Annotated in this window: 20 protein-coding genes; 13 read left to right on the top strand and 7 right to left on the bottom strand. The window is 73.1% G+C overall.

The genetic code is table 11. The features are described 5' to 3' along the window. Positions 1-20: 20 nt before the first annotated feature. The 3 genes from aspT (at position 21) to ACZ6ZR_RS03700 (ending at position 4,348) form a co-directional block, all read left to right on the top strand. A complete protein-coding gene (gene aspT / locus ACZ6ZR_RS03710; RefSeq protein WP_465639003.1) occupies positions 21-1,721 on the top strand; it encodes an aspartate-alanine antiporter in 1,701 nt (566 codons plus the stop codon). Positions 1,722-1,733: 12 nt separating this feature from the next. Next, complete coding sequence (locus tag ACZ6ZR_RS03705) at positions 1,734-3,383, top strand: bifunctional aspartate transaminase/aspartate 4-decarboxylase (RefSeq protein WP_465639002.1); 1,650 nt, start codon at positions 1,734-1,736, stop codon at positions 3,381-3,383. A gap of 101 nt (positions 3,384-3,484) precedes the next feature. Next, a complete protein-coding gene (locus ACZ6ZR_RS03700; RefSeq protein WP_465639001.1) occupies positions 3,485-4,348 on the top strand; it encodes a universal stress protein in 864 nt (287 codons plus the stop codon). A gap of 40 nt (positions 4,349-4,388) precedes the next feature. Here ACZ6ZR_RS03700 and ACZ6ZR_RS03695 read toward each other — a convergent pair whose 3' ends face one another. Continuing rightward, positions 4,389-5,006 carry a TetR family transcriptional regulator gene (locus ACZ6ZR_RS03695; protein ID WP_465638999.1) on the bottom strand — a complete coding sequence of 206 codons (618 nt, stop codon included), beginning with the start codon at positions 5,004-5,006 and terminating at the stop codon, positions 4,389-4,391. Positions 5,007-5,131: 125 nt separating this feature from the next. Here ACZ6ZR_RS03695 and ACZ6ZR_RS03690 point away from each other — a divergent pair, with 125 nt between their 5' ends. The 4 genes from ACZ6ZR_RS03690 to ACZ6ZR_RS03675 all read left to right on the top strand — a co-directional run bounded on the left by ACZ6ZR_RS03690 (position 5,132) and on the right by ACZ6ZR_RS03675 (position 7,993). Further along, positions 5,132-5,935 (top strand): SDR family NAD(P)-dependent oxidoreductase, encoded by an 804-nt coding sequence (locus ACZ6ZR_RS03690; protein WP_465638998.1) that lies wholly within the window; start codon positions 5,132-5,134, stop codon positions 5,933-5,935. 96 nt (positions 5,936-6,031) lie between these two features. Next, a complete protein-coding gene (locus ACZ6ZR_RS03685; protein ID WP_465638997.1) occupies positions 6,032-6,658 on the top strand; it encodes a Pr6Pr family membrane protein in 627 nt (208 codons plus the stop codon). A 34-nt stretch (positions 6,659-6,692) separates the two neighbouring features. Beyond that, positions 6,693-7,199, top strand: coding sequence for a SigE family RNA polymerase sigma factor (locus ACZ6ZR_RS03680; protein ID WP_465638995.1), 507 nt, complete (start codon positions 6,693-6,695; stop codon positions 7,197-7,199). Next, positions 7,196-7,993: a hypothetical protein gene (locus ACZ6ZR_RS03675; protein ID WP_465638992.1), complete on the top strand. Its 798-nt coding sequence runs from the start codon at positions 7,196-7,198 to the stop codon at positions 7,991-7,993. The genes ACZ6ZR_RS03680 and ACZ6ZR_RS03675 overlap by 4 nt, the downstream gene beginning before the upstream one ends. Here ACZ6ZR_RS03675 and ACZ6ZR_RS03670 read toward each other — a convergent pair. The 5 genes from ACZ6ZR_RS03670 to ACZ6ZR_RS03650 all read right to left on the bottom strand — a co-directional run bounded on the left by ACZ6ZR_RS03670 (position 7,990) and on the right by ACZ6ZR_RS03650 (position 14,025). After that, positions 7,990-8,796: an SMP-30/gluconolactonase/LRE family protein gene (locus ACZ6ZR_RS03670; protein ID WP_465638990.1), complete on the bottom strand. Its 807-nt coding sequence runs from the start codon at positions 8,794-8,796 to the stop codon at positions 7,990-7,992. The genes ACZ6ZR_RS03675 and ACZ6ZR_RS03670 overlap by 4 nt on opposite strands. A gap of 69 nt (positions 8,797-8,865) precedes the next feature. Next, complete coding sequence (locus ACZ6ZR_RS03665; protein ID WP_465638988.1) at positions 8,866-10,920, bottom strand: right-handed parallel beta-helix repeat-containing protein; 2,055 nt, start codon at positions 10,918-10,920, stop codon at positions 8,866-8,868. A gap of 52 nt (positions 10,921-10,972) precedes the next feature. Then, entirely contained in the window at positions 10,973-11,713 is a 741-nt protein-coding gene (locus ACZ6ZR_RS03660) for an SDR family NAD(P)-dependent oxidoreductase (protein WP_465638986.1), read from the bottom strand. An 83-nt stretch (positions 11,714-11,796) separates the two neighbouring features. Continuing rightward, positions 11,797-12,852 (bottom strand): enolase C-terminal domain-like protein, encoded by a 1,056-nt coding sequence (locus tag ACZ6ZR_RS03655; protein ID WP_465638984.1) that lies wholly within the window; start codon positions 12,850-12,852, stop codon positions 11,797-11,799. Positions 12,853-12,861: 9 nt separating this feature from the next. Continuing rightward, positions 12,862-14,025, bottom strand: coding sequence for an ROK family protein (locus ACZ6ZR_RS03650; RefSeq protein WP_465638982.1), 1,164 nt, complete (start codon positions 14,023-14,025; stop codon positions 12,862-12,864). A 437-nt stretch (positions 14,026-14,462) separates the two neighbouring features. On the opposite strand from ACZ6ZR_RS03650, the gene ACZ6ZR_RS03645 reads away from it, so the two are divergent. The 6 genes from ACZ6ZR_RS03645 (at position 14,463) to ACZ6ZR_RS03620 (ending at position 22,897) form a co-directional block, all read left to right on the top strand. Continuing rightward, positions 14,463-15,425, top strand: coding sequence for a TauD/TfdA dioxygenase family protein (locus tag ACZ6ZR_RS03645; RefSeq protein WP_465638980.1), 963 nt, complete (start codon positions 14,463-14,465; stop codon positions 15,423-15,425). Positions 15,426-15,540: 115 nt separating this feature from the next. Further along, positions 15,541-17,100 (top strand): ABC transporter substrate-binding protein, encoded by a 1,560-nt coding sequence (locus tag ACZ6ZR_RS03640; protein ID WP_465638978.1) that lies wholly within the window; start codon positions 15,541-15,543, stop codon positions 17,098-17,100. Between the two features lie 59 nt (positions 17,101-17,159). Next, on the top strand, positions 17,160-18,104 hold the full coding sequence (locus ACZ6ZR_RS03635) for an ABC transporter permease (protein WP_465638976.1): 945 nt from the start codon (positions 17,160-17,162) through the stop codon (positions 18,102-18,104). 4 nt (positions 18,105-18,108) lie between these two features. Then, on the top strand, positions 18,109-18,957 hold the full coding sequence (locus tag ACZ6ZR_RS03630; RefSeq protein ID WP_465638974.1) for an ABC transporter permease: 849 nt from the start codon (positions 18,109-18,111) through the stop codon (positions 18,955-18,957). Then, the gene (locus ACZ6ZR_RS03625) at positions 18,954-20,579 is read left to right on the top strand and encodes a dipeptide ABC transporter ATP-binding protein (RefSeq protein ID WP_465638973.1); all 1,626 of its coding nucleotides are present in this window, start codon (positions 18,954-18,956) and stop codon (positions 20,577-20,579) included. Before ACZ6ZR_RS03630 ends, ACZ6ZR_RS03625 begins: the two co-directional genes overlap by 4 nt. Next, complete coding sequence (locus tag ACZ6ZR_RS03620; protein WP_465638971.1) at positions 20,576-22,897, top strand: arylsulfatase; 2,322 nt, start codon at positions 20,576-20,578, stop codon at positions 22,895-22,897. Before ACZ6ZR_RS03625 ends, ACZ6ZR_RS03620 begins: the two co-directional genes overlap by 4 nt. Positions 22,898-22,914: 17 nt before the next feature. Here the strand turns inward: ACZ6ZR_RS03620 and ACZ6ZR_RS03615 are convergent, their stop codons facing one another. After that, a complete protein-coding gene (locus ACZ6ZR_RS03615; protein ID WP_465638969.1) occupies positions 22,915-23,244 on the bottom strand; it encodes a MoaF-related domain-containing protein in 330 nt (109 codons plus the stop codon). Positions 23,245-23,313 lie beyond the last annotated feature (69 nt).

The raw sequence follows: 23,313 nt of genomic DNA, 5'->3' as shown, positions 1-23,313 counted from the left end.
GAAGGAGCGCGAGGACCACGATGGACTGGATCACAGACCACGTCTTCAAACCGTATCCAGAGCTCCTGATTTTTCTGACCATCGCCATCGGCTTCCTGGTCGGCAAGATCCGCTACAAGGCCATCGGGCTGGGCGCCGTGACGGGCTGTCTGATCGCCGGGCTGTTCACCGGCTGGGTCACCGAGGTCAGCGTGAACGGCACGGTGAAGTCGGTGTTCTTCATCATGTTCCTGTTCGCGCTGGGCTACAAGGTCGGCCCGCAGTTCTTCCGCGGGCTGAAGAAGGACGGCCTGCCGCAGGTCTCGGTGGCGGTGGTGGTCTGCGTCACCGGTCTGCTGGTCTGCTGGGCCTTCGACGAGATGCTCGGCTACGGCCCGGGCCTGGGCGCCGGCCTGCTGGGCGGCGCGCTCACCCAGTCCGCGGTGATCGGCGTCGCCCAGGACGCCATCGCCAACATCCAGGGCCTGACGCCGGACCAGATCACCGCCGAGCAGAACCTGGTGCCGGTCGGGTACGCCGTCACCTACCCGCTCGGCACCATCCTGTGTGCCATCCTGCTGGCGAACATCGCGCCCCGGTTGCTGAAGAGCAACCTGGCCGAGGACTCCCGGCAGCTGGCCGTCGAGCTGGACGCCCCGGAGTCCAACCCCGACCTGGCCGAGGGCTACTACGAGGTCGTGCTCCGCGCCTTCGTCGTCGCCGGGAACGGCCTGGTCGGCCGGACCATCGACGACATCGAGGCGCAGCAGAAGGAGCAGGGCCGCCGGATCTACATCACCCGGGTGCGCCGGGACGGCGAAATCCTCGACCACACCCAGCAGACCGTCCTCCAACAGGGCGACTCGATCGCGGTCTCCGCGCTCCGGCACGATCTGGTGGACTTCGACCCCGTCCGCCACATCGGCCCGGAGACCGACGACGCGGGCCTGCTCAGCTACCAGACCGAGCACCTGCACGTGGTCGCCTCCAACAAGGAGCACCTCGGCAAGACGGTGGCCCAGCTGCGCCGCGAGCCCTTCATGACCGGTGTCTTCGTGGACAAGATCTACCGGTCCGGGGCCGAGTTCCCGTACCGGCTCTCCACCGAGGTCGAGCGCGGCGACACCCTGGTGCTGACCGGCCCCAAGCGGCTGGTCGACCCGGCCACCGCGGCGATCGGCAAGCCGGTGCCGACCAGCTTCGCCACCGACATGATCTGGGTGGGCCTGGGCATCTTCCTCGGCGGCTGCATCGGCATCCCGGCGCTCACCGCCGGGGGCGTGCCGATCTCGCTCTCCACCTCGGGCGGTGCCCTGATCATGGGCCTGGTCTTCGGCTGGATCCGCGGCCGCTACCCCACCTACGGCAATGTGCCGCCCGGCGCCCAGTGGTTCATGGACACCTTCGGCCTGTGCGCTTTCGTCGCCATCGTCGGCATCAACGCCGGACCCAGCTTCAGCAGCGGTCTCTCCCAGGCGGGTTGGGGCCTGCTGCTGTGGGGCGCGGTGGCCACGGTGATCCCGCTGGTCGTCGGCGTCCTGGTCGGCCACTTCGTCTTCAAGATCCGCACCCCGATCCTGATGGGCGTGGTGGCCGGCGCGCAGACCACCACGGCCGCGATCGGAGCCATCAACGAAGAGTCCAAGTCCCAGATCCCGACGCTCGGTTACACCATCCCGTACGCGGCAGGCAACGTCCTGCTGACCATCTGGGGCGCCATCATCGTCGCCCTGCTCGGTTAGGAGAGCACGTACATGAGCAAGCCCTCGATCAGCCGCGAGGAGATCCAGCGGCTGTCCAAGCTGAGCCCGTTCGAGCTGAAGGGCGAGTTCATCCGGCTCGCCCAGGCGTACCAGGCCGACCAGCCGGGCCAGAAGGGCAAGTCCACCTCGCACATGCTCAACGCGGGCCGGGGGAACCCGAACTGGATCGCCACCGGCCCGCGTGAGGCGTACCTGGCGCTCGGTCACTTCGCGCTCTCCGAGAGCCGCCGGGTGTGGACCGCCGACAACCTCGGCGGGATGCCGGAGAAGCACGGGATCGCCGAACGGTACGACCGCTTCGCCCGCTCGCACCCCGAACTGCCCGGCATCGAGATGCTGACCGCCTCGATCGGCCTGGCCGTGGACCGCTTCGGCCTGGACCGGGAGGAGTTCATCCATGAGCTGGCCGACTCCTCGATCGGTGACAACTACCCGGTGCCGGACCGGATGCTGGTCAACGCCGAGCAGATCGTCCGCGGCTACCTGCACCAGGAGCTGATGCAGAACAAGCAGCCGGCCGACCGGCTGGACCTGTTCGCCACCGAGGGCGGCACGGCCGCGATGTGCTACATCTTCGACTCGCTGATGAAGAACGGGATCCTCAAGAAGGGCGACAAGATCGCCCTGATGGTCCCGGTCTTCACCCCGTACATCGAGATCGCCGAACTCGACACCTTCGACTTCGAGGTGGTCAAGGTGGAGGCGTCGAACTTCGCCGAGACGGGGGTGCGCGGCTGGCGCTACCCGACCGAGGAGGTGGCCAAGCTGGAGGACCCGGCGGTCAAGCTGGTCTGCCTGGTCAACCCCTCCAACCCGCCCTCGCTCGCGCTCTCCCAGCGGGTCGCCGACCAGATCAAGCAGATCGTCGCGACCAAGAACCCCAACCTGCTGATCGTCACCGACGACGTCTACGGCACCTTCGTCAACGGCTTCCGCACCATCGCCGCCGACCTGCCGCGCAACTCCCTGCTGGTGTACTCCTACTCCAAGCACTACGGCTGCACCGGCCACCGCCTCGGCGTGATCGGCCTGCATCGGGACAACGTCATCGACGAGATGCTCGCCAAGCTCCCGGCCGAGGAGAAGGCCCGCCTCGCCAAGCGGTACGGCACCCTCACCCTGGAGCCGGAGAAGATCCGCTTCATCGACCGCCTGGTCGCCGACTCCCGGCAGGTGGCGCTCAACCACACCGCCGGGCTCTCGCTGCCGCAGCAGGTCCAGATGACCCTGTTCTCGCTCTTCGACCTGCTCCCGGAGGGCCAGGCCTACAAGGCCAAGATCCAGGCGATCGTGCACCAGCGCCTCGCGCTGCTGCTCGAGGGCTCCGAGATGAAGATCGCCGAGGACTCCCAACGCGCCGGGTACTACATCGAGTTGGACCTCCAGGCGGAGGCCGAGCGGGTGGCCGGGCCGGAGTTCGCCGAGTTCCTGTTGAAGAACTACGAACCCACCGAGCCGCTCTTCCGCCTAGCCGAACAGACCGGCGTCGTCCTTCTCAACGGCGGCGGCTTCGACGGCCCCGAGTGGTCCGTCCGGGTCTCCCTCGCCAACCTCGACGACCTCGACTACCTCAAGATCGGCCACCACCTGCGCCAGATCTTCCTCGACTACCGCACCGAGTGGGAGCAGTCCAAGGCCTGACCCAGCTGCCCTGAAGGGCCCCCGCCCCACGACGGCGGGGGCCCTTCGCGTGCCGCGAGCGCATGCTGGAGACAGGGGCAGCGGACCCTCCGGAGGCGGTCATGGACATCAGACCCCCAGCGGGCGTGGTGGTCGGGGTGGACGGCTCGGCGCACGCGGCCGCCGCCGCGGAGTGGGCGGCCCGGGAGGCCGAGCGGCGGGAGTGCTCGCTGCACCTGGTGCACGCGGTCGAGACCGGCACCATCACCGTCCCGCCCCGCTCCGGCGCCGCCCTCACCGACCTGATCCTGCAGAACGGCCAGGACGTCCTGGACCGGGCGTTGGCCGAGCTCGGCGCCGCCCACCCCGCACTCCGGCCGACCGGCGACGTGGTGCCCAAGGACCCGGCGGCCGCCGTGGTGACCGCCGCCGAGCACGCCGAGCTGGCCGTGGTCGGCACCCGGGGCCACGGCGGCTTCGCCTCGTTGCTGCTCGGCTCGGTCAGCCTGCGGGTCTGCGCCCACGCCGGGTGCCCCGTGGTGGTGGTCCGGGGCCGGGTGGGCGCGGGGAGCCAGGTGCTGGTCTCGGTCCGGGAGGAGCGGGACGCCGAGGCGGTCCGCTTCGCCGCCCGGGAGGCCGAGCTGGCCGGGCTCCCGCTGCGGGTCCTGCACACCTGGTCCCCGGTGGTGGCCGACGTGGCGCACGCCGCCCCGATGGTGGACGAGCTCGGCGAGGAGTCCGACCTGCACCGCCAGCTGCTGCGCCGCACGGTGGACCCGGTCCGCGCCGAGTACCCGGGGCTCGACCTGGAGGCCGAGGACTTCGCCGGCCCCACCGCCGCCACCCTGGTCGACGCCTCCGCCGACGCGGCCCTGGTGGTGATGCCCCGTCACGCCCCGGCCCCGCGGCTGGGCCTGCGGCTGAGCACCGCCGCGCACGCCGTCCTGCACCACGCGCACTGCCCGGTGGCGATCGTGCCGGTCTGACGGGCCGGTCCGACGAGCCGGTTCGATGGGCCGGGGCCGGTCAGGACCAGAGGCGCAGCCCGGCGGTCAGTTCGCGGACGCAGCGGGCGGCCAGTTCGGCGGCCTGCTCCGGCGGGGTGTCCTCGGCGGCCCAGGTCTCGGTGGCGACCCGCATCGCGGTGTTGGCGGCGGCGGCCGCCAGGCGCAGTTCGAGGGGGTCGGTGCCGGGGGCCGCGAGGGTGGTGAGGACGGGGACCAGGGCCAGTTCGGACTCGTGGTGCACCCGGTGCCAGACCGCCAGCAGGTCGGGCTCGGCCGGGGTCAGCCGGAGCAGGCCGCGGACCCAGCCGAGCACCTCGGGCGGGAAGTCCGCGGAGGGGGCCATGGCCCGCCGGGCGGACCGCTCCAGCGCCTGGGGGAGCGTCAACTCCGGTGGGCTGAGCGCCAGTTCGCTGATCCAGTGCCGGACGCCGCCGGCCAGCAGCGGGGCGACGGCGTCCTCCTTGGTGCGGAAGTAGCGGTAGAAGGTGCGCAGCGAGACCCCGGCGGCCCGGGCGATTGCCTCGGCGGTGCACCCGGCCGCGCCGTGCTCGGCGAACAGGCGGGCGGCCGCGAGCGCGATCTCCTGCTGGGTGGCGGCCTTGCGGCGCTCGGTCAGGGAAGGGCGTTGGTCGGACACGCTCCGAGTCTAGTGGGTCACGGTGCACGACCGGCCGTTGAGGCGCATCGTGCTCTGTTGGCACAACGTGCCATCCAGGCGTACCGTGAAACCCGAGATCCGGCACAACCCAGCAGGAGAGCACCATGAACCGCTTCGACGGCCGCCGCGTACTGATCACCGGCGCGGGCTCGGGCATCGGCCAGGCCACCGTCCGCCGCGTCCTGGCCGAGGGCGGCACCGTGGTCGGCGCCGACATCGCCGAGCCCGGCCTGGCCGCCACCCGCGAGCTGGCCGACGCCGACGGCACCGCCGCCCGCCTCACCACCCTCACCGTGGACATCGGCGACGAGGCCTCCGTGGTGGCCGGCGTGGCCCGCGCGACCGGCCTGCTCGGCGGGCTCGACGTGCTGGTCAACGCGGCCGGCATCCTGCGCTCCGAGCACACCGACCGCACCGGCCTCGACCTGTGGAACACGGTGCTGCGGGTCAACCTCACCGGCACCTTCCTGATGACCCGTGAGGCACTGCCCGAGCTGCTGGCCTCCGGCCGCGGCGTGGTGGTCAACTTCAGCTCCACCTCGGCCACCTTCGCCCACCCGTACATGTCCGCCTACGCGGCCAGCAAGGGCGGCGTGCAGTCCTTCACCCACGCCATCGCCGTCGAGTACGCCAAGCAGGGCCTGCGCGCGGTCTCGGTCGCGCCCGGCTCGATCAGCAGCGGCATGACCGATGCCTCCGGCAGCAGCGGCCAGAACCGCGGCCCCGGCCTGCCCGCCGACGCCGACATGTCGCTCTACGCCAAGCTCACCCCGGCGCTGCGGTCCGGCAACGCCTACAACTTCGCCGGTCCGGAGACGGTGGCCGGCGTGATCGCCATGCTGGCCTCGGACGACGGCGCCTTCGTCACCGGCACCGAGGTCCGGGTGGACGGCGGCACCCACGCCTGACGCCCCGCCGGAGCACGACACACCGGCCGGGGCAGCGCCTGACGTGGCGTCACGCCCGCGATGATGTGAGTCGTCGCGAGCGAGAGGTGGTGCCCCGTGCCGGACCGGGTGCTCAACGGGCTGCGGCTGGCCTTCGGCCTGCTGACGGTCACCGCCCTGGGATTCCAGCTGTACCGGCTGGGCACCCAGGGCGGTTCCGTCGGCAACTTCTTCAGCTACTTCACCATCCTCAGCAACGTGCTGGGGGCCGGGGTGTTCGTGGTGGGCGGCGTCCAGGGCCTGCGCGGCCGGGGGCGGGTGCCCGACCTGCTGCGCGGGGCCGCCGTGCTCTACCTGGTGATCACCGGCCTGGTCTACCTGGTCGCCCTCCAGGGCCTCGGGCTCGGCCTGACCCTGCCCTGGGTGAACGACGTGCTCCACCGCGTCATGCCGGTGGTGGTCCTGGCGGACTGGCTCATCGACCCGCCGCACCGCCGGATCGAGTACCACCGCGCGCTGCGCTGGCTGCTCTTCCCGCTGCTCTACCTCCCCTACACGCTCATCCGGGGACGCGTCACCGACTGGTACCCGTACCCCTTCCTGGACCCGGGCCGGCACGGCGGCTACGCCCGGGTCGCCGTCGCCTCGGTGCTGATCACCGTCGCCTTCCTCGCCGTCGGCGCCGCCCTGGTGCTGGCCGGCAACCGGCTCGGAGGCCGCGCGGAATCCGGTCGTACGAGCTGACAACCTTTCACCGGCCCCGCCGCGTCTGTCCGTCGTGAGTCGAGAATCCGAGGACGCCGCCTACGCGGCCTTCGTCGAGGCCGCCTGGCACCGGCACCTGCGCACCGCGACGCTGATCACCGGCGACCGCCACCGCGCCGAGGAGCTGCTCCAGGACTGCCTGGTCAAGCTGTACGTCCGCTGGCGCCGCGCCGCCACCGACGACCCGCACGCCTACCTGCGCCGGATGCTGGCCAACGGCCACATCAGCTGGTGGCGGCGCCGCCGCCGCGAACTGCTCACCGACGCGCCCCCGGACGGGGCCGCCCCGGTGACCCTCCCGGAGGAGACCGAGGAGCTGCGCCGGGCGCTGCTCGAACTGCCCGAGCGGCAGCGGGCGGTGGTGGTGCTGCGTCACGTCGAGGACTTGTCGGAGAAGGACACCGCCGCCGCGCTGGGCTGCTCGGTCGGCACCGTGAAGAGCCAGAACAGCCGGGCGATGGCCCGGCTGCGGACCACCCTGCACCCCACCTCGTACGAGCACCAGGAGGCCACCCGATGAACGTGCAGGACGAGCAGCGGGTGGCCGAGGGCCTGCGCGAACTGGCGGGCCGTCAGGAGGCCTGCGGCCCGGTGCCGGTGGCCGAGCTGCTGCACCGGGGCCGCCGCGCCCGGCGGCTGCGCGCCGCGACCCGGGTCGTCACGGCGGCGGTGGGGGTCGGCGCGGTGCTCGCGGGGGTGTTCACCCTGCTGCCCGCGGCCGGGGGCGGCACCGCCGTGGTGCCGCCGGCCGTCGCCAGTTCACCGGCGCCGGCGCCGCCGCCGAGCCCGGCCGCGAGCTCCGCCGCTCCGCTGCCGCTCACGACAGCGGAGCTGCTGGAGGCGCTGCGCACCCGGCTCCCGGCCGGTCTGAGCACCGGTACGTCGCGGGAGTTGGTGCGTCAGCCGTACCAGTGGTACGTCGCGTGGCAGGTCCGCCAGGGCGGGGCCACCGGCAGCGTCAGGGTCGACATCGACCGCCCGTCCACCGGTCCGCTCAACGCCGCCCGCTGCGCGATCCCGGACTGCACCGACACCGACCTGCCGGACGGCGGGCACCTGCAGCTCCACCTGCCCGCAGGGGGCGTGGGCGACATGCAGGACTGGCGGGCCACGGTCCGCCGGCCCGACGGCACCATGGTGACCGTCAGCGCCGGCAACGTCCCCGGCCCCGGCGAGGGCCTGGAGGTCTATCCGAACCCACCGCTGCTGACGGGTCAGCAGCTGTCCGCCCTGGCCCTCGACCCGCTCTGGCAGCGGGTGGCCCTGACGCTCACCCAGCAGCCGCCCCGCTCGCCCCTGCCGCCGAAGACCTAGCGGACCCCGTCGGCGCGGAACAGGCGGCCGGAGTCCGGGTGTCCGTCCGTGGTGGCGGTGGTGATCCAGAGGGTGCCGGCGTCGTCGAAGGCGCAGGCGGTGGCGCGCGGGACGGAGACCTCGACGGTGGCCAGCAGGGTGCCGGTGGGGGAGAAGCAGTGCACGGCGTGGCCGCCCCAGAAGGCGATCCAGAGGTTGCCCTCCGGGTCCAGGGCCAGGCCGTCGGGCTCGCCCTGGTACTCCGAGAGGTCCAGGGTGCGCACCGTGGCGCCGAGCGGGCCGTGCTCGGGGTACTCGTAGAGGGTGGCCCGGTGGGTCGGGCTGTCGATGTGCCAGAAGCGGTCCGGCTCCGGCCAGCCGAGGCCGTTGGGGATGGCCAGTCCGTCGAGCAACTGCCGGACACTACCGTCGTGTTCGCGCCGGTGGAGCCGCCCGCCGGTGCGCGGATCGGCGCGCAGCATGGTGCCGGCCACCATCCGGCCGAACGGGTCGACGGCGCCGTCGTTCATCCGGCGGCCGGCGTCCTCGGCCTCCACGGGCGTGGTCAGCTCGGGCACGCCGGTGGCCAGGTCGAGGGTCTCGAAGCCCCGCTCGGTGCCCAGCAGCAGATGGTCCGGGCCGGCGGGCGCCAGGCAGCCCGGGGTGACGTCCAGCCGCAGGCCGTCGGTGTGGCCGGTGGCCGGGTCCAGCCAGCGGATCTCCTGGTCGGGGATGCCGAGCCAGTACAGCCGCTTCGCGTCGGCGTCCCAGCGCGGGCCCTCGCCCAGGGTGAGCCGGTGGCTGTCGGCGGGTTCGGCACGCATGCAGGTCTCCTCGGAAAGGCGGGGGCGCCGCCCCGCACCGGTGGGGTGCGGGGCGGCCGGTGATGGTGGTCAGTCGAGCGGTTGGACCAGTGGATCGTCAACTGCGAAGGCGGCGGCGCCGGTTCCCGGCTGCACCCGAAGCCGGAACCGGTCGGCCGGTCCGGCGCCGACGGTGAGCCGGGCGGTGGCCAGTGGCACGTCGTCCACCAGCAGGTCGTACGTCCCGGTGCCCGGGTGCAGCAGCAGGGCGATTCGGAGCCAGACCCCCGGCGGGTAGGCGAACGGCGCGTCGGCCCAACTCCCGTTGTCCGTCAGGGCGGCACTGCCGTTGGCCGCCAGGCTGAACTGGGCCACCGGCGCCCCGGCGGCGTCCAGCAGGTGCACCCCGAGCGGGGCACCGGTCTGCCCGGCCCGGACCCGCAGGTCCACCCGGGTCTCGCCGGAGACGGCGGGGAAGGTGCGGACGGCGTTGACCTCGGCGGACTGCCGGGTGAGCAGCAGGGAGTTGCCGTAGCCGCCGCCCGGGTCGGCGCCGACCACCGCCCCGGCGGCCGGGCCGGTGACGGTCCACCCGGCGGGGGCGGAGCCGGCCGGGTCGGTGTTGAAGTGGGCGGCCAGGGTGGGGGCGGTGACCGAAGCACCTTGGTACCAGCCGAGGTTGGCGCCCGCGGCGCCCAGTGCGGAGGAGCCGGCCAGCAGGCGGTAGCCCCAGGGGTCGGCCAGCTCGCGGCCGGAGAGCAGCGGGGCGCCGGTGACGGTGTTGGTCGCCCCGGCCGGGGTCGGGACGGCGTAGAGCACGTTGTGGTCGACCTTGAAGGCGGGGTCGTTGAGTGTCCAGCCCACGGTGCCCGAACTCCCGTGCCTTGCCACGATGTTGTCGGCGAAGCGGACGTCGAGGGTAGCGTTCGTCCCCTCGGTGACGATCTGCTGGCTGATGCCGTCGGCCAGGTAGATGGTGTTGTGGTGGATCTGACCGTTCTTCAGCGCGCCCGGGCAGATCTGGAAGCCGCGGGCCCGGTCGTTCACCGACACGTTGTGGTGGATGGTGAAGTTGCTGGTCGGGGTGTCGTAGGGGCAGAGCAGGAAGAAGCCGCCCTGGTTGTCGTGCGAGTAGTTGTACTGGAACACCACGCCGTCGGTGGAGTGGTCCACGTCGTAGGCCATGCCGTCACTGGTGGTGCGGCCGCCCGAGGTGTCGTTGTACTGGAACGTCACGTCCACCGAATTCGCGGTCCACATACCGGCGTTGGGCGAGCCGGAGCGCACGTTGAAGCCCTGGAGCAGATTGCGCTCCACCAGGGTCTGCTGCCCGGTCATCGGGGCGATGCCGTCCCCGCCGATGTCCCAGAGCCGGTTGCCCCGGATCTCCAGGCCGGTGGACGGGGCCCAGGGGGCCGAGCAGAGGCTGTTCCAGAACGCGGCCAGCCGGGGGTTGCGGCACCAGTTGGACCAGGTGTAGATGCCCTGGCGGTCCACCGCGTGGATCCGGTTGTCGAGGATCCGGAGCCCGGCGAAAGCGGTCGGCCTACCGGTCCCCCTGGCCTCCACCACGATGCCGCCGGAGGCGTCGGCGTACTTGCCGGTGCCCGCGCCGGCCCCGGTGACGGCGGGCAGCCTGCCGCGCACGTCGTGGACGTCCAGGCCCTGGAGCACGATGCCGGGCAGGGTGCCGGCGTCGGTGGCCCGGACGTACACGCCGCGCCGGGTGGTGGTGTTGTCGCCGGGGGCGCTCAGGTCGAGGTTGCGGACCTCGACGTACGCCTGGTCGGAGAGCAGCACCGCCTGGGCGGCGCCGTCGGCGTTGACGGCGGGGAGCGGGCCGGTGCCGTAGGCGTCCACGGTGACGGGGGCGGCGGCGGTGCCGGAGCCGGCCGGGGCCAGGGTGCCGCGGCAGGTGGCGCCGCGCTTGAGGCGGATCGCGCTGCCGGGCGTCAGAGTCAGGGAGTTGACGGCGGCGAGGGTGTTGTAGGGGGAGGCCTCGGTGCCGGTGCCGTTGGTGGCGGCGGAGCAGTCCAGGTAGGCGGTGACCGGGGCAGGATCGGCCGCTGCGGGGGCGGCCAGGGTCAGGGGCAGGGCGAGGGCGAGGGCGGCGGTGAGCAGCCGGAGGCTGCGGCGGCGGGACACTCGCCCTCCTGGGTGGCGGACATGGGGCTCTCTCTCGATGGGTGACGGACCCTCAGCGCAGCAGCGCCTCGGGGAGCATGGCGGTCGCCCCGCCGTCCACGGCGAGGCAGGTGCCGTTGACGAAGGAGGACTCGTCGCCGGCCAGGAAGGCCACGGCGCGGGCGACTTCGGCGGCGGTGCCGTGGCGGCCGAGCGGGTTGGCGCGCAGCAGGGCCGGGCCGAGCTGCGGATCGCTCCACACGTGCCGGTTCCGCTCCACCGGCACGAAGCCGGGTGCCACCGCGTTGCACCGCACCCCGCGCCCGCCCCACTCGACGGCCACCGCCCGGGTGAGCGCCAGCAGCCCGGCCTTGGCGGCCGCGTACGCGGCGAAGCCGGGGACGGCGCCGTGGGCGTGCGGCGAGGCGAGGTGCACGATCGAGGCGGGGGTGCCGGGCGGGAGCGCGTGCAGGAAGGCGGTGTCGAAGCGGCGGGCGGCGGTCAGCACGGTGTGCAGCATGGTGTCCCAACTCCCGTCGTCCTGTTGGTCGAGCGGGGTCGGGGTGCCGGCGAACGCCCCCTGCACCAGGATCCGGGCGGGGCCGCCGAGGGACGCGGCGGCGGCCAGCGCGGCGGTGAGGGTGGCGGGGTCGGTGACGTCGCCCCGGACGGCGGTGACGCGGTCGGCCGGGGCCACCGGGGCCAGGTCGACGGCGACCACCAGGGCGCCCCGGCCGGCGAGTTCGGCGGTCACGGCGGCGCCGATTCCGTGGGCGGCGCCGGTGACGATGGCGATCCGGCCGTCAAGCTGCACGGTGGTGAACTCCTCTGTTCGTTAGGTCGGTTGGCTGGAGTGAGGGCCGGCCGCCGGGGTGTCCCGGTGCACGGGTCCGACGGTCAGCCGGCGGGCAGGGCGTGCCAGTGGCCGGGGGTGAGGTCCAGGCCGAGGCCGGGGCCCTCGGGGAGGGTGAGCCAGGGGCCGTCCGGGCTCTCGGCGGGGTGGACGGCGTGGCGCCGCCAGGTGGCCTCGCCGAAGGCGAACTCGCTCTCCACGGAGGGGCCGAGGGCCACCGCCAGGTGCAGCCCGGCGGCGGTGGCCACCGGGCCGGAGGGGCTGTGCAGCGAGACCCCGGCCCCGGCGGCGAGCGCCGCCCCGGCCAGGGCCCGGGCGGCGGCGAGTCCGCCGGCGTGCTTGACGTCCGGCAGCAGCCAGGCCAGCCCGTCGTTCAGGGCGGGGCGGACCTCGGCCGCGGTGGTGGCGAACTCGCCGCCGGCGAGCGGGGCGATGCCCGCCGCGTGGACGGCGGTGAGGTCGTCGAGCGGGGCCGCGTCCTCCAGCCAGCGGAGTTCGAGCGCTCGCAACTGCGGTGCGACGGAGAGGACCTGGTCGACGGTCAGCAGGGAGTGGGTGTCGACCATCAGCTCCGCGCGCGGGGCCGCCGCCCGCACCGCCCGGGCCCGGGCCAGGCCGCCGCGCAGCCGCTCCCCGGCCGGCAGGCCGTCGAACGGCGCGCACTTGAGCGCGGTGTACCCGGCGGCCACGGCGGCGGCCGCGACCTCGGCGAACTCCTCGGCGGAGCGGCGGCGCAGCGCCCGGTTCAGGTTGGCGTACCGCCGCACCGGCCGGGCCTCCTGGCCGCCGAGCCACCGCCAGAGCGGCACCCCGGCCCGCCGCGCGGCCAGGTCGGCGAGGGCCTGCTCCAGTCCGCCGCGGACCGTTCGGACGGCGAATGCCTGTTCTCCGGAGGCGAGTTGGTCGAGGAGTGCCAGCGCGTCGGGGCCCGAAGCGCCCTCGGCGAGCAGGGCGCGGACGCATGCCCAGGCCGCGCCGGTGCCGGGCCCGGCGTCGGACCACTCGCCGAGCCCGTACGCGCCGTCCGAGCCCCGCACCCGCACCACGTCCCAGGAGGTCCGGGCCGACACCCGGGCGCGGAGCAGTTCGATGGTGAGCACGGGGGCCTCTCAGGTCGGGGAGTGGGAGAGCGGGTCGGAGAACCAGGAGTTCAGGAAGACCGCGGCGGAGGCGAGCACCAGCGAGTGGTCACCCAGGCCGGACGGGGCCAGGCGGGCGGCCGCGGCCGGGCCGAGGGCGCTGTGGCGGACGAGCTCGGCGCGGACGTCCGGGAGGTACTCGGGGGTGTGCAGCGGGCCGCCGGACAGGACCAGCAGCTCGGGGTTGACCAGGTCGAGCAGGACGGCCGCCGCGCGGCCGACCCAGCGGGCCCGGGTGCGGAGCAGCCGGATCGCCCCGAGGTGCCCGTCGCGGGCCAGCCGGACCAGGTCCTCGAGGAGCGCATCCGGGCCCACCAGGCCCTGGGAACGGGCGAGTTGGAGCACCGAGCTGTCGGCGATCGCGGCCTGTAAACAGTCCGAGGCACCGCACTCGCACGGCACGCCCTCCACGCCCGGCAGCCGCAGGTGGGCGATGCCGCCGGCGGCCGAGCGCGGGCCGCGGTGGATGCGGCGGCCGACGGTGAAGGCGGCGCCGACCACGTTGCCGACGAAGAGTTCGAGCAGGCTCTCGGCCTGCTGTCCGGCGCCGTACCAGCCCTCGGCCAGGGCGAGCGCGCGGACCAGGCCGTCCAGCCGGACCGGCGGGTCGAGCCGTTCGGTGAGTTCGGCGCGCAGCGGGACGTCGCGCCAGCCGAGCGGGCCGTGTTCGACCACCGTCCCGGCCTCGGTGTCGACCCAGCCGCCGGTGGAGACGCCGATGCCGAGCAGCCGCCGGTGGGACTGCCAGGCCGTCAGGTCGGCCAGCGCCTCGGCCAGTTCGCCGACCAGTTCGCGCGGGTCGGTGGAGCCGCGCGGGACGGCCCACTGGGCCAGCACCCCGCCGCGCAGGTCGACCAGGCCCAGGGTGGTGCGCAGCACTCCGATGTGCACCCCGGCCACGGCGGTCTCGTCGACCGGGAGGTCCAGCGGGATCCGCGGCCGTCCGGTCGCGCTCGGGCCCAACTCCGGCTCCAGTTCGACGAGTTGGCCGCTGCCCGCGAGTCGGCCGGTGAGCCGGGAGACGGTGCCGGCGGAGAGGCCGGTGAGTTCGGCGATCCGGTGGCGGGGGATCGGGCCGTGGGCGAGCACGGTCCGCACCACGGTGGCGGCGTTGTTCCGGGTCGGGGTGGTCATCGTGGGGGCTGCCTCCCGTCGAGTCAGAGTTAATTTCGTTGAGAAAGTTAATCCCGCAACAGAAGAAAGGACAAGCCCCGCCGGGTCCCGCCATCCGCCGCAACACGGTGCAACGAAGCCGCAACACCCGCTCCCACCAGGCGAGATGGTGTTTGACAGACCGCCTCGCGGTCACCACGATGATGCCCAGCAACCGAGCCGCAGTTCGAGCGAACGAAGGAGGAGCGATGACCATCCGCACGTGCCGTGCCCTGTCCGCCCCCTGTTCCTGTCGCTGCTGCCGCTGTTCCCGCTGACGCCCCGGCGCGCCAGTTCTCCACGCTCCGTCACGTTTCTCCGCCGTCGGCCCGCGCCGTGCGCTGTCCGCCGTGCCCCGCATCCCCTTTCACCGCACCCCTTTCACCGCACCCCCTTTCATGAGAAGCCGAGGGACCGTCATGACCACTGCCGTCTCCACCCAGCTGAACCTCACCCCGGCCGCCGGCCGGATTGGCGCGATCGTCCACGACGTCACGCTCGGCGGCGACCTGCCCGCCGAGACGGTGGCCGCGATCGAGGCCGCGCTGTACGAGCACAAGGTGCTCTTCTTCCGTGGCCAGCAGCACCTGGACGACGCCCAGCACGAGGCGTTCGCCCGCCTGTTGGGCCAGCCGGTGGGCCACCCGACGGTGCCCAGCGCGGACGGCCGGTACATATTCGAGCTGGACGCCACCAAGGGCGTGCGGGCCAACAACTGGCACACCGACGTGACCTTCGTGCCGTCCTACCCGAAGGCCTCCATCCTGCGCTCGCTGGAGCTGCCCCCGGCCGGCGGCTCCACCGTCTGGGCCAACACGGTGGCCGCGTACGAGGACCTGCCCGCCCCGCTGAAGGCGCTGGCCGAGAGCCTGCGGGCCGTCCACACCAATGACTACGACTACGCGGCCTCGCTGGCGCTCACCCCGGAGCTGGCGGAGAACAAGGAGGTCGCCGAGCTGTTCCGTTCGGTCTTCGTCTCCACCGCCTTCAAGACCGAGCACCCGCTGGTGCGGGTGCACCCGGTGACGGGGGAGAAGACGCTGCTGCTGGGCGCCTTCGCGCAGAAGATCGTGGGCGTCTCGGGCGCCGACAGCCGGGCGCTGATCACGCTCTTCCAGCGCTACGTCGAGCGTCTGGAGAACACCGTCCGCTGGGACTGGTCGGTCGGCGACGTGGTGATCTGGGACAACCGCGCCACCCAGCACTACGCCGTCAACGACTACGGCGACGAGCCGCGCCTGGTCCGCCGGATCACCCTGGACGGCGACCTGCCGGTCGGCCCGGACGGCGTGCCGAGCCGCCTGCTGGAGCCGGCCGACCCGCCGGCCGTGGCCGGCCTGGTCCCCGCCGAGCAGCTCGAGGCGGCCGCGCTCAAGTCCTGAGCCCCGCAAAGGTCCTGACGCCGTGACGACGGCAGTCGCAGTGCCGACACGGCTGCCGTCGTTACTTTCACCGCCAAAGAAACCGAATCACCGCCCCCACGAAGGACGCCGAACGATGACCACGCTCTCCCGCCGCTCCCTCCTGCGCGGCTCCGTCGCCGCGGCCGGCCTGCTCTCGCTGGCGGCCTGCCGCTCGGCGGCCGAGAGCGCGAGCACCGCCGCCGCCCCATCCGGGGGGCCGCGCCGCGGCGGCACCCTCGCCATCGCCACCACCATCGACTTCACCCCGAGCCTGCTCTTCGCCCAGAGCGCCAACACCCTGGTGCAGCGCCTGGTCTTCAACACCCTGACCCGCTACGACGACCAGCTCAAGCCGCAGCCCGAGCTGGCCACCTCCTGGCAGCTCGCCGCCGACGGCAAGGCCGTCACCTTCAAGCTCCGCGAGGACGTCACCTTCCACAACGGCCGCAAGTTCACCGCCGACGACGTCATCTTCGCCGTCAAGAACCTTCAGAACCCGGTCCGTTCGGCCCAGTTGAGGACCACGGCGGCCACTGTCACCGAGTTCACCAAGAACGGCGACCACGAGCTGACCCTCACCCTCGCCCACCCGGTCAGCAACCTCTTCGACCTCTTCGAGTTCATGATCATCACGGACTCGGCCACCGTCGAGGACGCCGTCGCGGGCAAGCAGCTGGTCGGCACCGGCCCGTTCGTCTTCGGCAAGCGCACCCCCGGCTCCTCGATCACCTTCACCCGCAACGAGAAGTACTGGAACCCCGGCCGCCCCTACCTGGACGGCGTGGAGATCCGGGTCATCCCGCAGGCCGACTCGCTGGTCGCCTCCCTGAAGACCGGTCAGAGCCACCTCTCCTACAGCGTCCCCGGCAAGGACCTGGCCGCGCTCAAGTCCTCCGGGCAGTTCCAGCTCAAGCCCTACGACACCGGCTCCGGCGCGTACTACATCGGCGTCAACGTCGGCGCCGAGCAGGTCAAGGACAAGCGGGTCCGCCAGGCCATCTCCTGGGCGGTGGACCGCGAGCGGCTGGTCCAGCAGGCCCTCGGCGGCTACGGGCTGCCCTCCGCCGCCCCGTGGCCCAAGTCCTCGCCCGCGTACAGCGAGGCCAACGCCACCAAGTACCGGCACGACCCGGAGAAGGCCAAGCAGCTGCTCGCGGAGGCCGGGGTCTCCGGCCTGACCCTGCCGTTCGCGCACTCCAACACCCCGGACGGCACCGCCTTCGCCCAGATCATCCAGCACGACCTCAAGCAGGTCGGCATCGAAACGGTGCTCCAGCCCACCGACTCGGCGACCATGCAGAAGCAGCTGATCTCCCAGACCATGCCCGCGCTCTGGACCCTCGGCCACGGCTTCGCCCAGCTCCACCCCGCCACCCTGGCGGTCAGCGCCTACCCGTTCAACGAGGCCAAGAACAGCTCGCACTTCTCCTCGCCCGCCTACACCGACATCGTGCAGCGCGCCTGGAAGCGGCCCGACGCCGACAGCCCCGAGGCCAAGGCGCTCTACCAGCAGATCACCGACATCCTGCTGGACGAGGAGTTCGTCATCGACCTGGCCATCGGCGGCCAGATCGAGGTGGCGGGCAAGGTGCGCGGCGCCACGCTCAACAAGTTCACGTACCTGAACCTCGACGACGCCTACCTGACCGACTGACGGGCTGACAGATGAGCACGTACCTCGACCTCGACGACGCCCACCTGGCGGCCTGACGGATGCGTACCTTCCTGCTGAGGCGGCTGCCCTCCGGACTGCTGGTGCTGGCCGCCGCCTCCTTCCTGATCTTCTCCATCCTCCGGCTGATCCCCGGCGACCCGGCCACCAGCCTGGCCGGGCCGGACGCCGGCCCCGAGGCGGTCGCGGCCATCCGCGCCCGGCTCGGGCTGGACCAGCCCTTCCTCTCCCAGTACCTGAGCTGGCTCGGCGACCTGCTGACCGGCCACCTCGGCCCCAGCTACGCGATCGGCGGCGAGGTCGCCGCCCTGATCGGCGACGGCCTCGGCGCCACCGTCGAACTCACCCTCGGCGCACTGCTGTTGGTCGCCCTGATCGGCCTGCCGCTCGGGGTGCTCGGCGCCACCGTGCGGCGCGGCCCGGTGGCCGCCGCGGTCCGGGCCTTCACCACCACGGTGCTGGCCGTGCCGCCCTTCGTCACCGGCGTGCTGCTGGTGCTGGTCTTCGCCGTGACGCTCCGTCTGCTCCCGGCCGGCGGCCACGAGTCCGTCCTCGACCAGCCGGACATCGGCCTCCAGTACCTGCTGCTGCCCGCCCTCTGCCTCGCCCTGCCCAGCGCCGCCATCCTGGCCCGCTACCTCAAGGACGGGCTGGAGCGGGCCCTGGCCGAGGACTACGTCCGCACCGCCACCGCGCTCGGCGTCTCCCGGCGCCGGATCGTCTGGCGGCACGCCCTGCCCAACGCGCTGCCGCCCACCGTCACCGTGCTCGGCCTCCAGGTCGGCCAACTCCTCGGCGGCGCCGTCCTGGTGGAGGCCATCTTCGCCTGGCCCGGCCTCGGCCAGCTCGCCGAACAGGGGGTGCTGCGCCGCGACTACCCCGTGGTGCAGGACCTGCTCCTGCTGCTCGTCGCCGTCTACGTCGCGGTCCAGCTGCTCACCGACCTGGTGTACACGTGGCTGGACCCCCGGATCAGGTGGGAGTGACCTGTTGACCACCGCCACCCTCGTCGGCGCACCCCGCCGACGCCGCCACCTCCTCCCGGCGGGCCTGCACACCCTCCGGGGCACCACCGGCCTGGCCCTGGTCGGGCTGGTCGTCCTGGCCGGGCTGCTCGCCCCGCTGCTCACCGACACCGACCCGCTGGCCCAGAGCGGCCTCGCCCTGGCCGGCCCGAGCGGGGCCCACCCCTTCGGCACCGACGACCTGGGCCGGGACCTGTTCAGCCGGGTGCTGCACGGCATCCGGGCCGACCTGCTGATCAGCGTGGTCGCCGTCCCGGCGGGGGCGGTGCTCGGCTGCTCGCTGGCCCTGCTGGCCGCCACCTCGCGCGGCGCCGACGTCGCCGTCCAGCGGGTCTTCGACCTGCTGCTGGCCTTCCCGGGGCTGATCCTCGCACTGGCCGTCACGGCCGTCCTCGGGCCCGGCCGCTGGCCGGTGGTGATCGTCATCGCGCTGGCCGAAATCCCGGGCTTCGGGCGGCAGTTGAGGGCCGGGATCCTGGTCCAGCGCGAGCGCGAGTACGCCCTGGCGGCCCGCCTCGGCGGCGCCTCCCGGGGACGGGTGCTGCTGCGGCACGTGCTCCCGAACGCCGCCGACCCGCTGATCGTGCAAGCCGCCATCGCCTTCTCGCTGGCCGTCTTCATCGAGGGAGCCATGAGCTTCCTCGGCGTCGGGCTGCGGCCCCCGGAGCCCTCGCTCGGCGGCATCCTCAGCCAGTCGATGGCCTACCTGTCCAGCCACCCGGCCTTCGCCGCCGCTCCCCTGGTGGTGGTCAGCGCGCTGGTGCTCGGCTTCACGCTGATCGCGGAGGCACTGAACGAAGGGATACGCCGATGACGGCTCTGCTGCCCGAGGTGACTGCCGTCGCCACCGTCCTCCAAGTCACCGACCTCCGGGTCGAGTTCGACGGCGTCGAAGCCGTCAGTGGGGTCGGCTTCGAACTCGGCGCGGGGGAGACCCTGGGGATCGTCGGCGAGTCCGGCTCCGGGAAGTCCACCACCGCGCTGGCGCTGCTGCGGATGCTGCCCGCCGGCGGGCGGGTGTCCGGTGGGTCGATCCGGCTCGGCGGGCAGGACCTGGCGCGGCTGGACGAGCCGGAGCTGCGCGGCCTGCGCGGCCGCCGGATCGCGATGATCTTCCAGGACCCGATGTCCTCGCTCAACCCGGTGCTCTCCGTCGGCCGCCAGCTGGACGAGGCCCTGCGGGCGCACGGACAGTACCCGGCGAAGGCCGAACGGGCGGCCCGCGCCGCCGAGTTGCTCGACCTGGTCGGCATCCCCGGGGCGGCCGGACGGCTGCGCGACTTCCCGCACCAGTTCTCCGGCGGCCAGCGCCAGCGCGTCATGATCGCCCTCGCGCTGGCCGGTGACCCCGAGGTCCTGGTGGCCGACGAGCCCACCACCGCCCTGGACCCGACCGTGCAGCGGCAGATCCTCCTCCTGCTGGAGCGGATCAACCGCGAACGCGGCACCGCCCTCGTCCTGATCAGCCACGACCTCGGTGTGATCGCCCAGACCTGCCGCCGGGTGCTGGTGATGCACCAGGGGGAGGTGGTCGAGCACGGCCCCACCGAGGAGGTGCTGCGCAGCCCGCAACGGCCGTACACCAAGCAGCTGCTGGCCGCCGTGCCCCGCCTCGACGCCCCCTCCACCGCCGCCGCCAACTCCACCCCCGGCCCCGAGCCGCTGCTCACCGTCCGGGAGGTCACCAAGACCTACGGCCCGCGCCGCCGGCCGGCCACCGCCCTGGCCGGGGTCAGCCTGGAGCTGCACCCCGGCGAGACCCTCGGCCTGGTCGGCGAGTCCGGCTCCGGCAAGTCCACCCTGGCGCGGGCGCTGGTGCAGGCCCACGCGCCGAGCACCGGCACCATCACCTACCGGGGCGGGGAGCTCGGCCGCTCCAGGGCCGCCCGCCGCGAGGTCCAACTGGTCTTCCAGGACCCGTACTCCTCGCTCAACCCCCGGATGACGGTCGGTCAGATCCTGGCCGAACCGCTGATCGCGCACCGCCTCGGCACCCCCGCCGAGCGGGCCGAGCGGGTGGGTGAGCTGCTGGCCCAGGTCGGGCTCGACCCCTCCGCCGCCGAGCGGCACCCGCGGGCCTTCTCCGGCGGCCAGCGCCAACGGATCGGCATCGCCCGGGCGTTGGCCCCCGAACCGGCCGTGCTGATCTGCGACGAGCCGGTCTCCGCCCTGGACGTCTCGGTCCAGGCCCAGGTGCTGGAGCTGCTCTCCGGCCTCCAGCGCGAGCTGGGCCTGGCCATCCTCTTCATCGCCCACGACCTCGCCGTGGTGCGGCAGGTGAGCCACCGGATCGCCGTGATGCACCGGGGCCGGATCGTCGAGACCGGCCCCGCCGACCGGGTCGTCACCGACCCGCAGGACCCCTACACGGCCGAACTCCTCGCCGCCGTACCGCACCTGACCTCGACCGACCAGCACCGGAGCGCCGCCGCATGACCACCACCCGCCGTGACCCCTACGCCGGCTTCCCCGGCACCGTCGGCCGCACCTTCGGCGAGTCCACCGCCGCCTGGCCGCCCCGCCGCCGGGCCCGCACCGGAGCGCCGAACGTCGTGGTCGTCCTGGTCGACGACCTCGGGTACAGCGACATCGGCCCGTTCGGCGCCGAGGTGCCCACCCCGACGCTGGACCGGCTGGCCGGGAACGGCGTCAAGCTGGCCAACTACCACACCATGCCGCTCTGCTCCCCGGCCCGGGCCGCTCTGCTCACCGGCCTCAACCCGCACCGGGTCGGCTACTCCTTCGTGGCCAACGCCGACCCGGGCTTCCCCGGCTACGGCATGGAGGTGGCCGGGGACATCCCCACCCTGGCCGAGCTGCTGCACGACGGCGGCTACGCCACCTACGCGGTCGGCAAGTGGCACCTCACCCGGGACTCGGCCTCCAATGCGGCCGACGACCGCTCCAACTGGCCGCTGCAGAAGGGCTTCGACCAGTACTACGGCGTGCTGGAGGGCCTCACCAGCCTGTTCCACCCGCACCAACTGGTGCGCGACAACAGCCCCTTGGACATCGACGAGTTCCCTGACGGCTACTACTACACCGACGACATCACCGACCAGGCCATCGCCATGGTGAAGTCGCTGCGGGCCCACGACGCCGAGAAGCCCTTCTTCCTCTACCTGGCCCACAACGCGGTGCACGGCCCGCTCCAGGCCAAGCCCGAGGACCTGGCCCGCCACCGGGGCCGCTACGACCAGGGCTGGGACGAGCTGCGCGCCGAACGCTTCGCCCGCCAGCTGGCCGCCGGGCACTTCCCGGACGGCACCCGGCTGCCCGAGCGCAACGGCGAGGCCGGCCACGACGTCCGCCCCTGGGCCGAACTGACCGAGTCCGAACGGAAGTTGTACGCCCGCTACATGGAGGTCTACGCGGCGATGGTCGACAACGTCGACCAGAACCTCGGCCGCCTCACCGACACCCTGGCCGCGCTGGGCGAGCTGGACAACACCATCATCCTGTTCACCTCCGACAACGGCGGCACCGGCGAGGGCGGCGCGGAGGGCACCCGCAGCTACTTCAGCCGCTTCGTCCACCACCCGGCCCTGCCCGCCGACTGGAACCCGGACGTGGAGCGGGAGGTGGAGCTGATCGGCGGCCCGCAGAGCCTGGTGCACTACCCGCGCGGCTGGGGCATGGCCTCCAACACCCCCTTCCGCCTCTACAAGGGCCAGACCTACGCCGGCGGCGTCCGGGTGCCCTTCGTGCTCTCCTGGCCGGCCGGGCTGCCCCGGGCCGAGGGCGACGACGGGGTCCGGCAGCAGTACCAGTACGTCACCGACGTGCTGCCCACCATCCTCGAACTCGCGGGCGTGCGGCGGCCGGTGGAGCGGCAGCGGCAGACGGTGCAGGAGCTGGACGGCGTCAGCTTCGCCTCCGTGCTGCGTGCGCCCTCCGAGCCTTCCACCCACACCGAGCAGTACTGCGAGATGACCGGGAACCGCAGCTACTACCGCGACGGCTGGAAGCTGGTCACCCTGCACCGTCCGGGCAGCCCGTACGACGACGGCGAGTGGGCGCTGTACGACCTGCGCACCGACCCGACCGAGACCACCGACGTCTCCGCCGAATACCCGGAGGTGGTCAAGGAGTTGGCGGAGGCCTGGGAGGACGCGGCCTGGCGGAACGGGGTCTTCCCGCTGGCCGACCGCTCCGGCGGGCTGGCCCTGCGGCACCCGGAGGACGCGAAGCTGCGCGAGCCGCTCACCCTGCTGGCCGGCACCCCCGAGCTGGAGCGCTACCGCTCCTCCCGGCTGATCGCCTTCCGCTCCTTCGAGGTGGTGGCCGAGCTCACCGAGCACCGCGCGGGCGACCAAGGGGTTCTGGTCTCGCACGGCGACCAGGGCGGCGGCTACAGCCTCTACGTGGAGGACGGCTCGCTCCGCCTCGCCTACAACCAGTACGGCGAGCTGTTCGAGGCGGACGGCGGCCCGCTGGCGCCGGGTGCCCGGGCGGTCGGCCTGCGGGCGCACGCCGTGGCCGACCTCAAGTGGGAGTTCGAGCTGCTGGTGGACGGCGAGGTGACGGGCCGTCTGGGCCCGGTCCACCAGCTGATCGGGATGGCCCCGTTCCAGGGCATCAGCGTCGGCGTCGACCGAAAGTCCCCGGTCTCCTGGCCGGTGTACGAGCGCCACCGCAGCTTCCGCTACACCGGGCGCCTGCACGCGGTGACGTACCTGCCGGGTGCCCCGGCCCCGTACGACCCGGAGACGGTGGCCACCGCCCTCCAGGAGGCGGCCGCCGCCTTCGAGTGAGCGAGCCGGGGGAGGGCTCAGGCCTCCGGGGTGAGCGAGCCGGTGTGCAGCTCGCCGACCCGGCCGCCCTCGCCCTCGTAGGTCCAGAAGGCACGCACCGTCAGCCGCGCGAGGTCCATCACGTGGCTGACGGTGATGCCGCTCTTCTCGGTCCAGCTGACGAAGTAGACCGCCGGGGCCACCTCGGCCACGTGCAGCGCGACGTCCTCCCACTGGCCGGCCGACTCGCCGAGGCCCTCCCAGCGCAGCCGGGTGCCGTCCGCCGAGTACGTGTTGCGGAAGGCGGCGCCGTTGTCGACCTGGAACAGGTAGGTGTGTCCGGCGAAGGCGGGCAGGGGCGCGGTCATCTCGGGAGGCGTCCTCGTCTGGTGGCTACGGCTGGCGGGTGGTGCGGACGGCGAGCCCTCCGCACCACC

This window comes from Kitasatospora sp. NPDC088742 (assembly GCF_055584905.1).
Note: the sequence above shows the minus strand (reverse complement) of the source record. Positions and strands in the feature narration are given on the sequence as shown.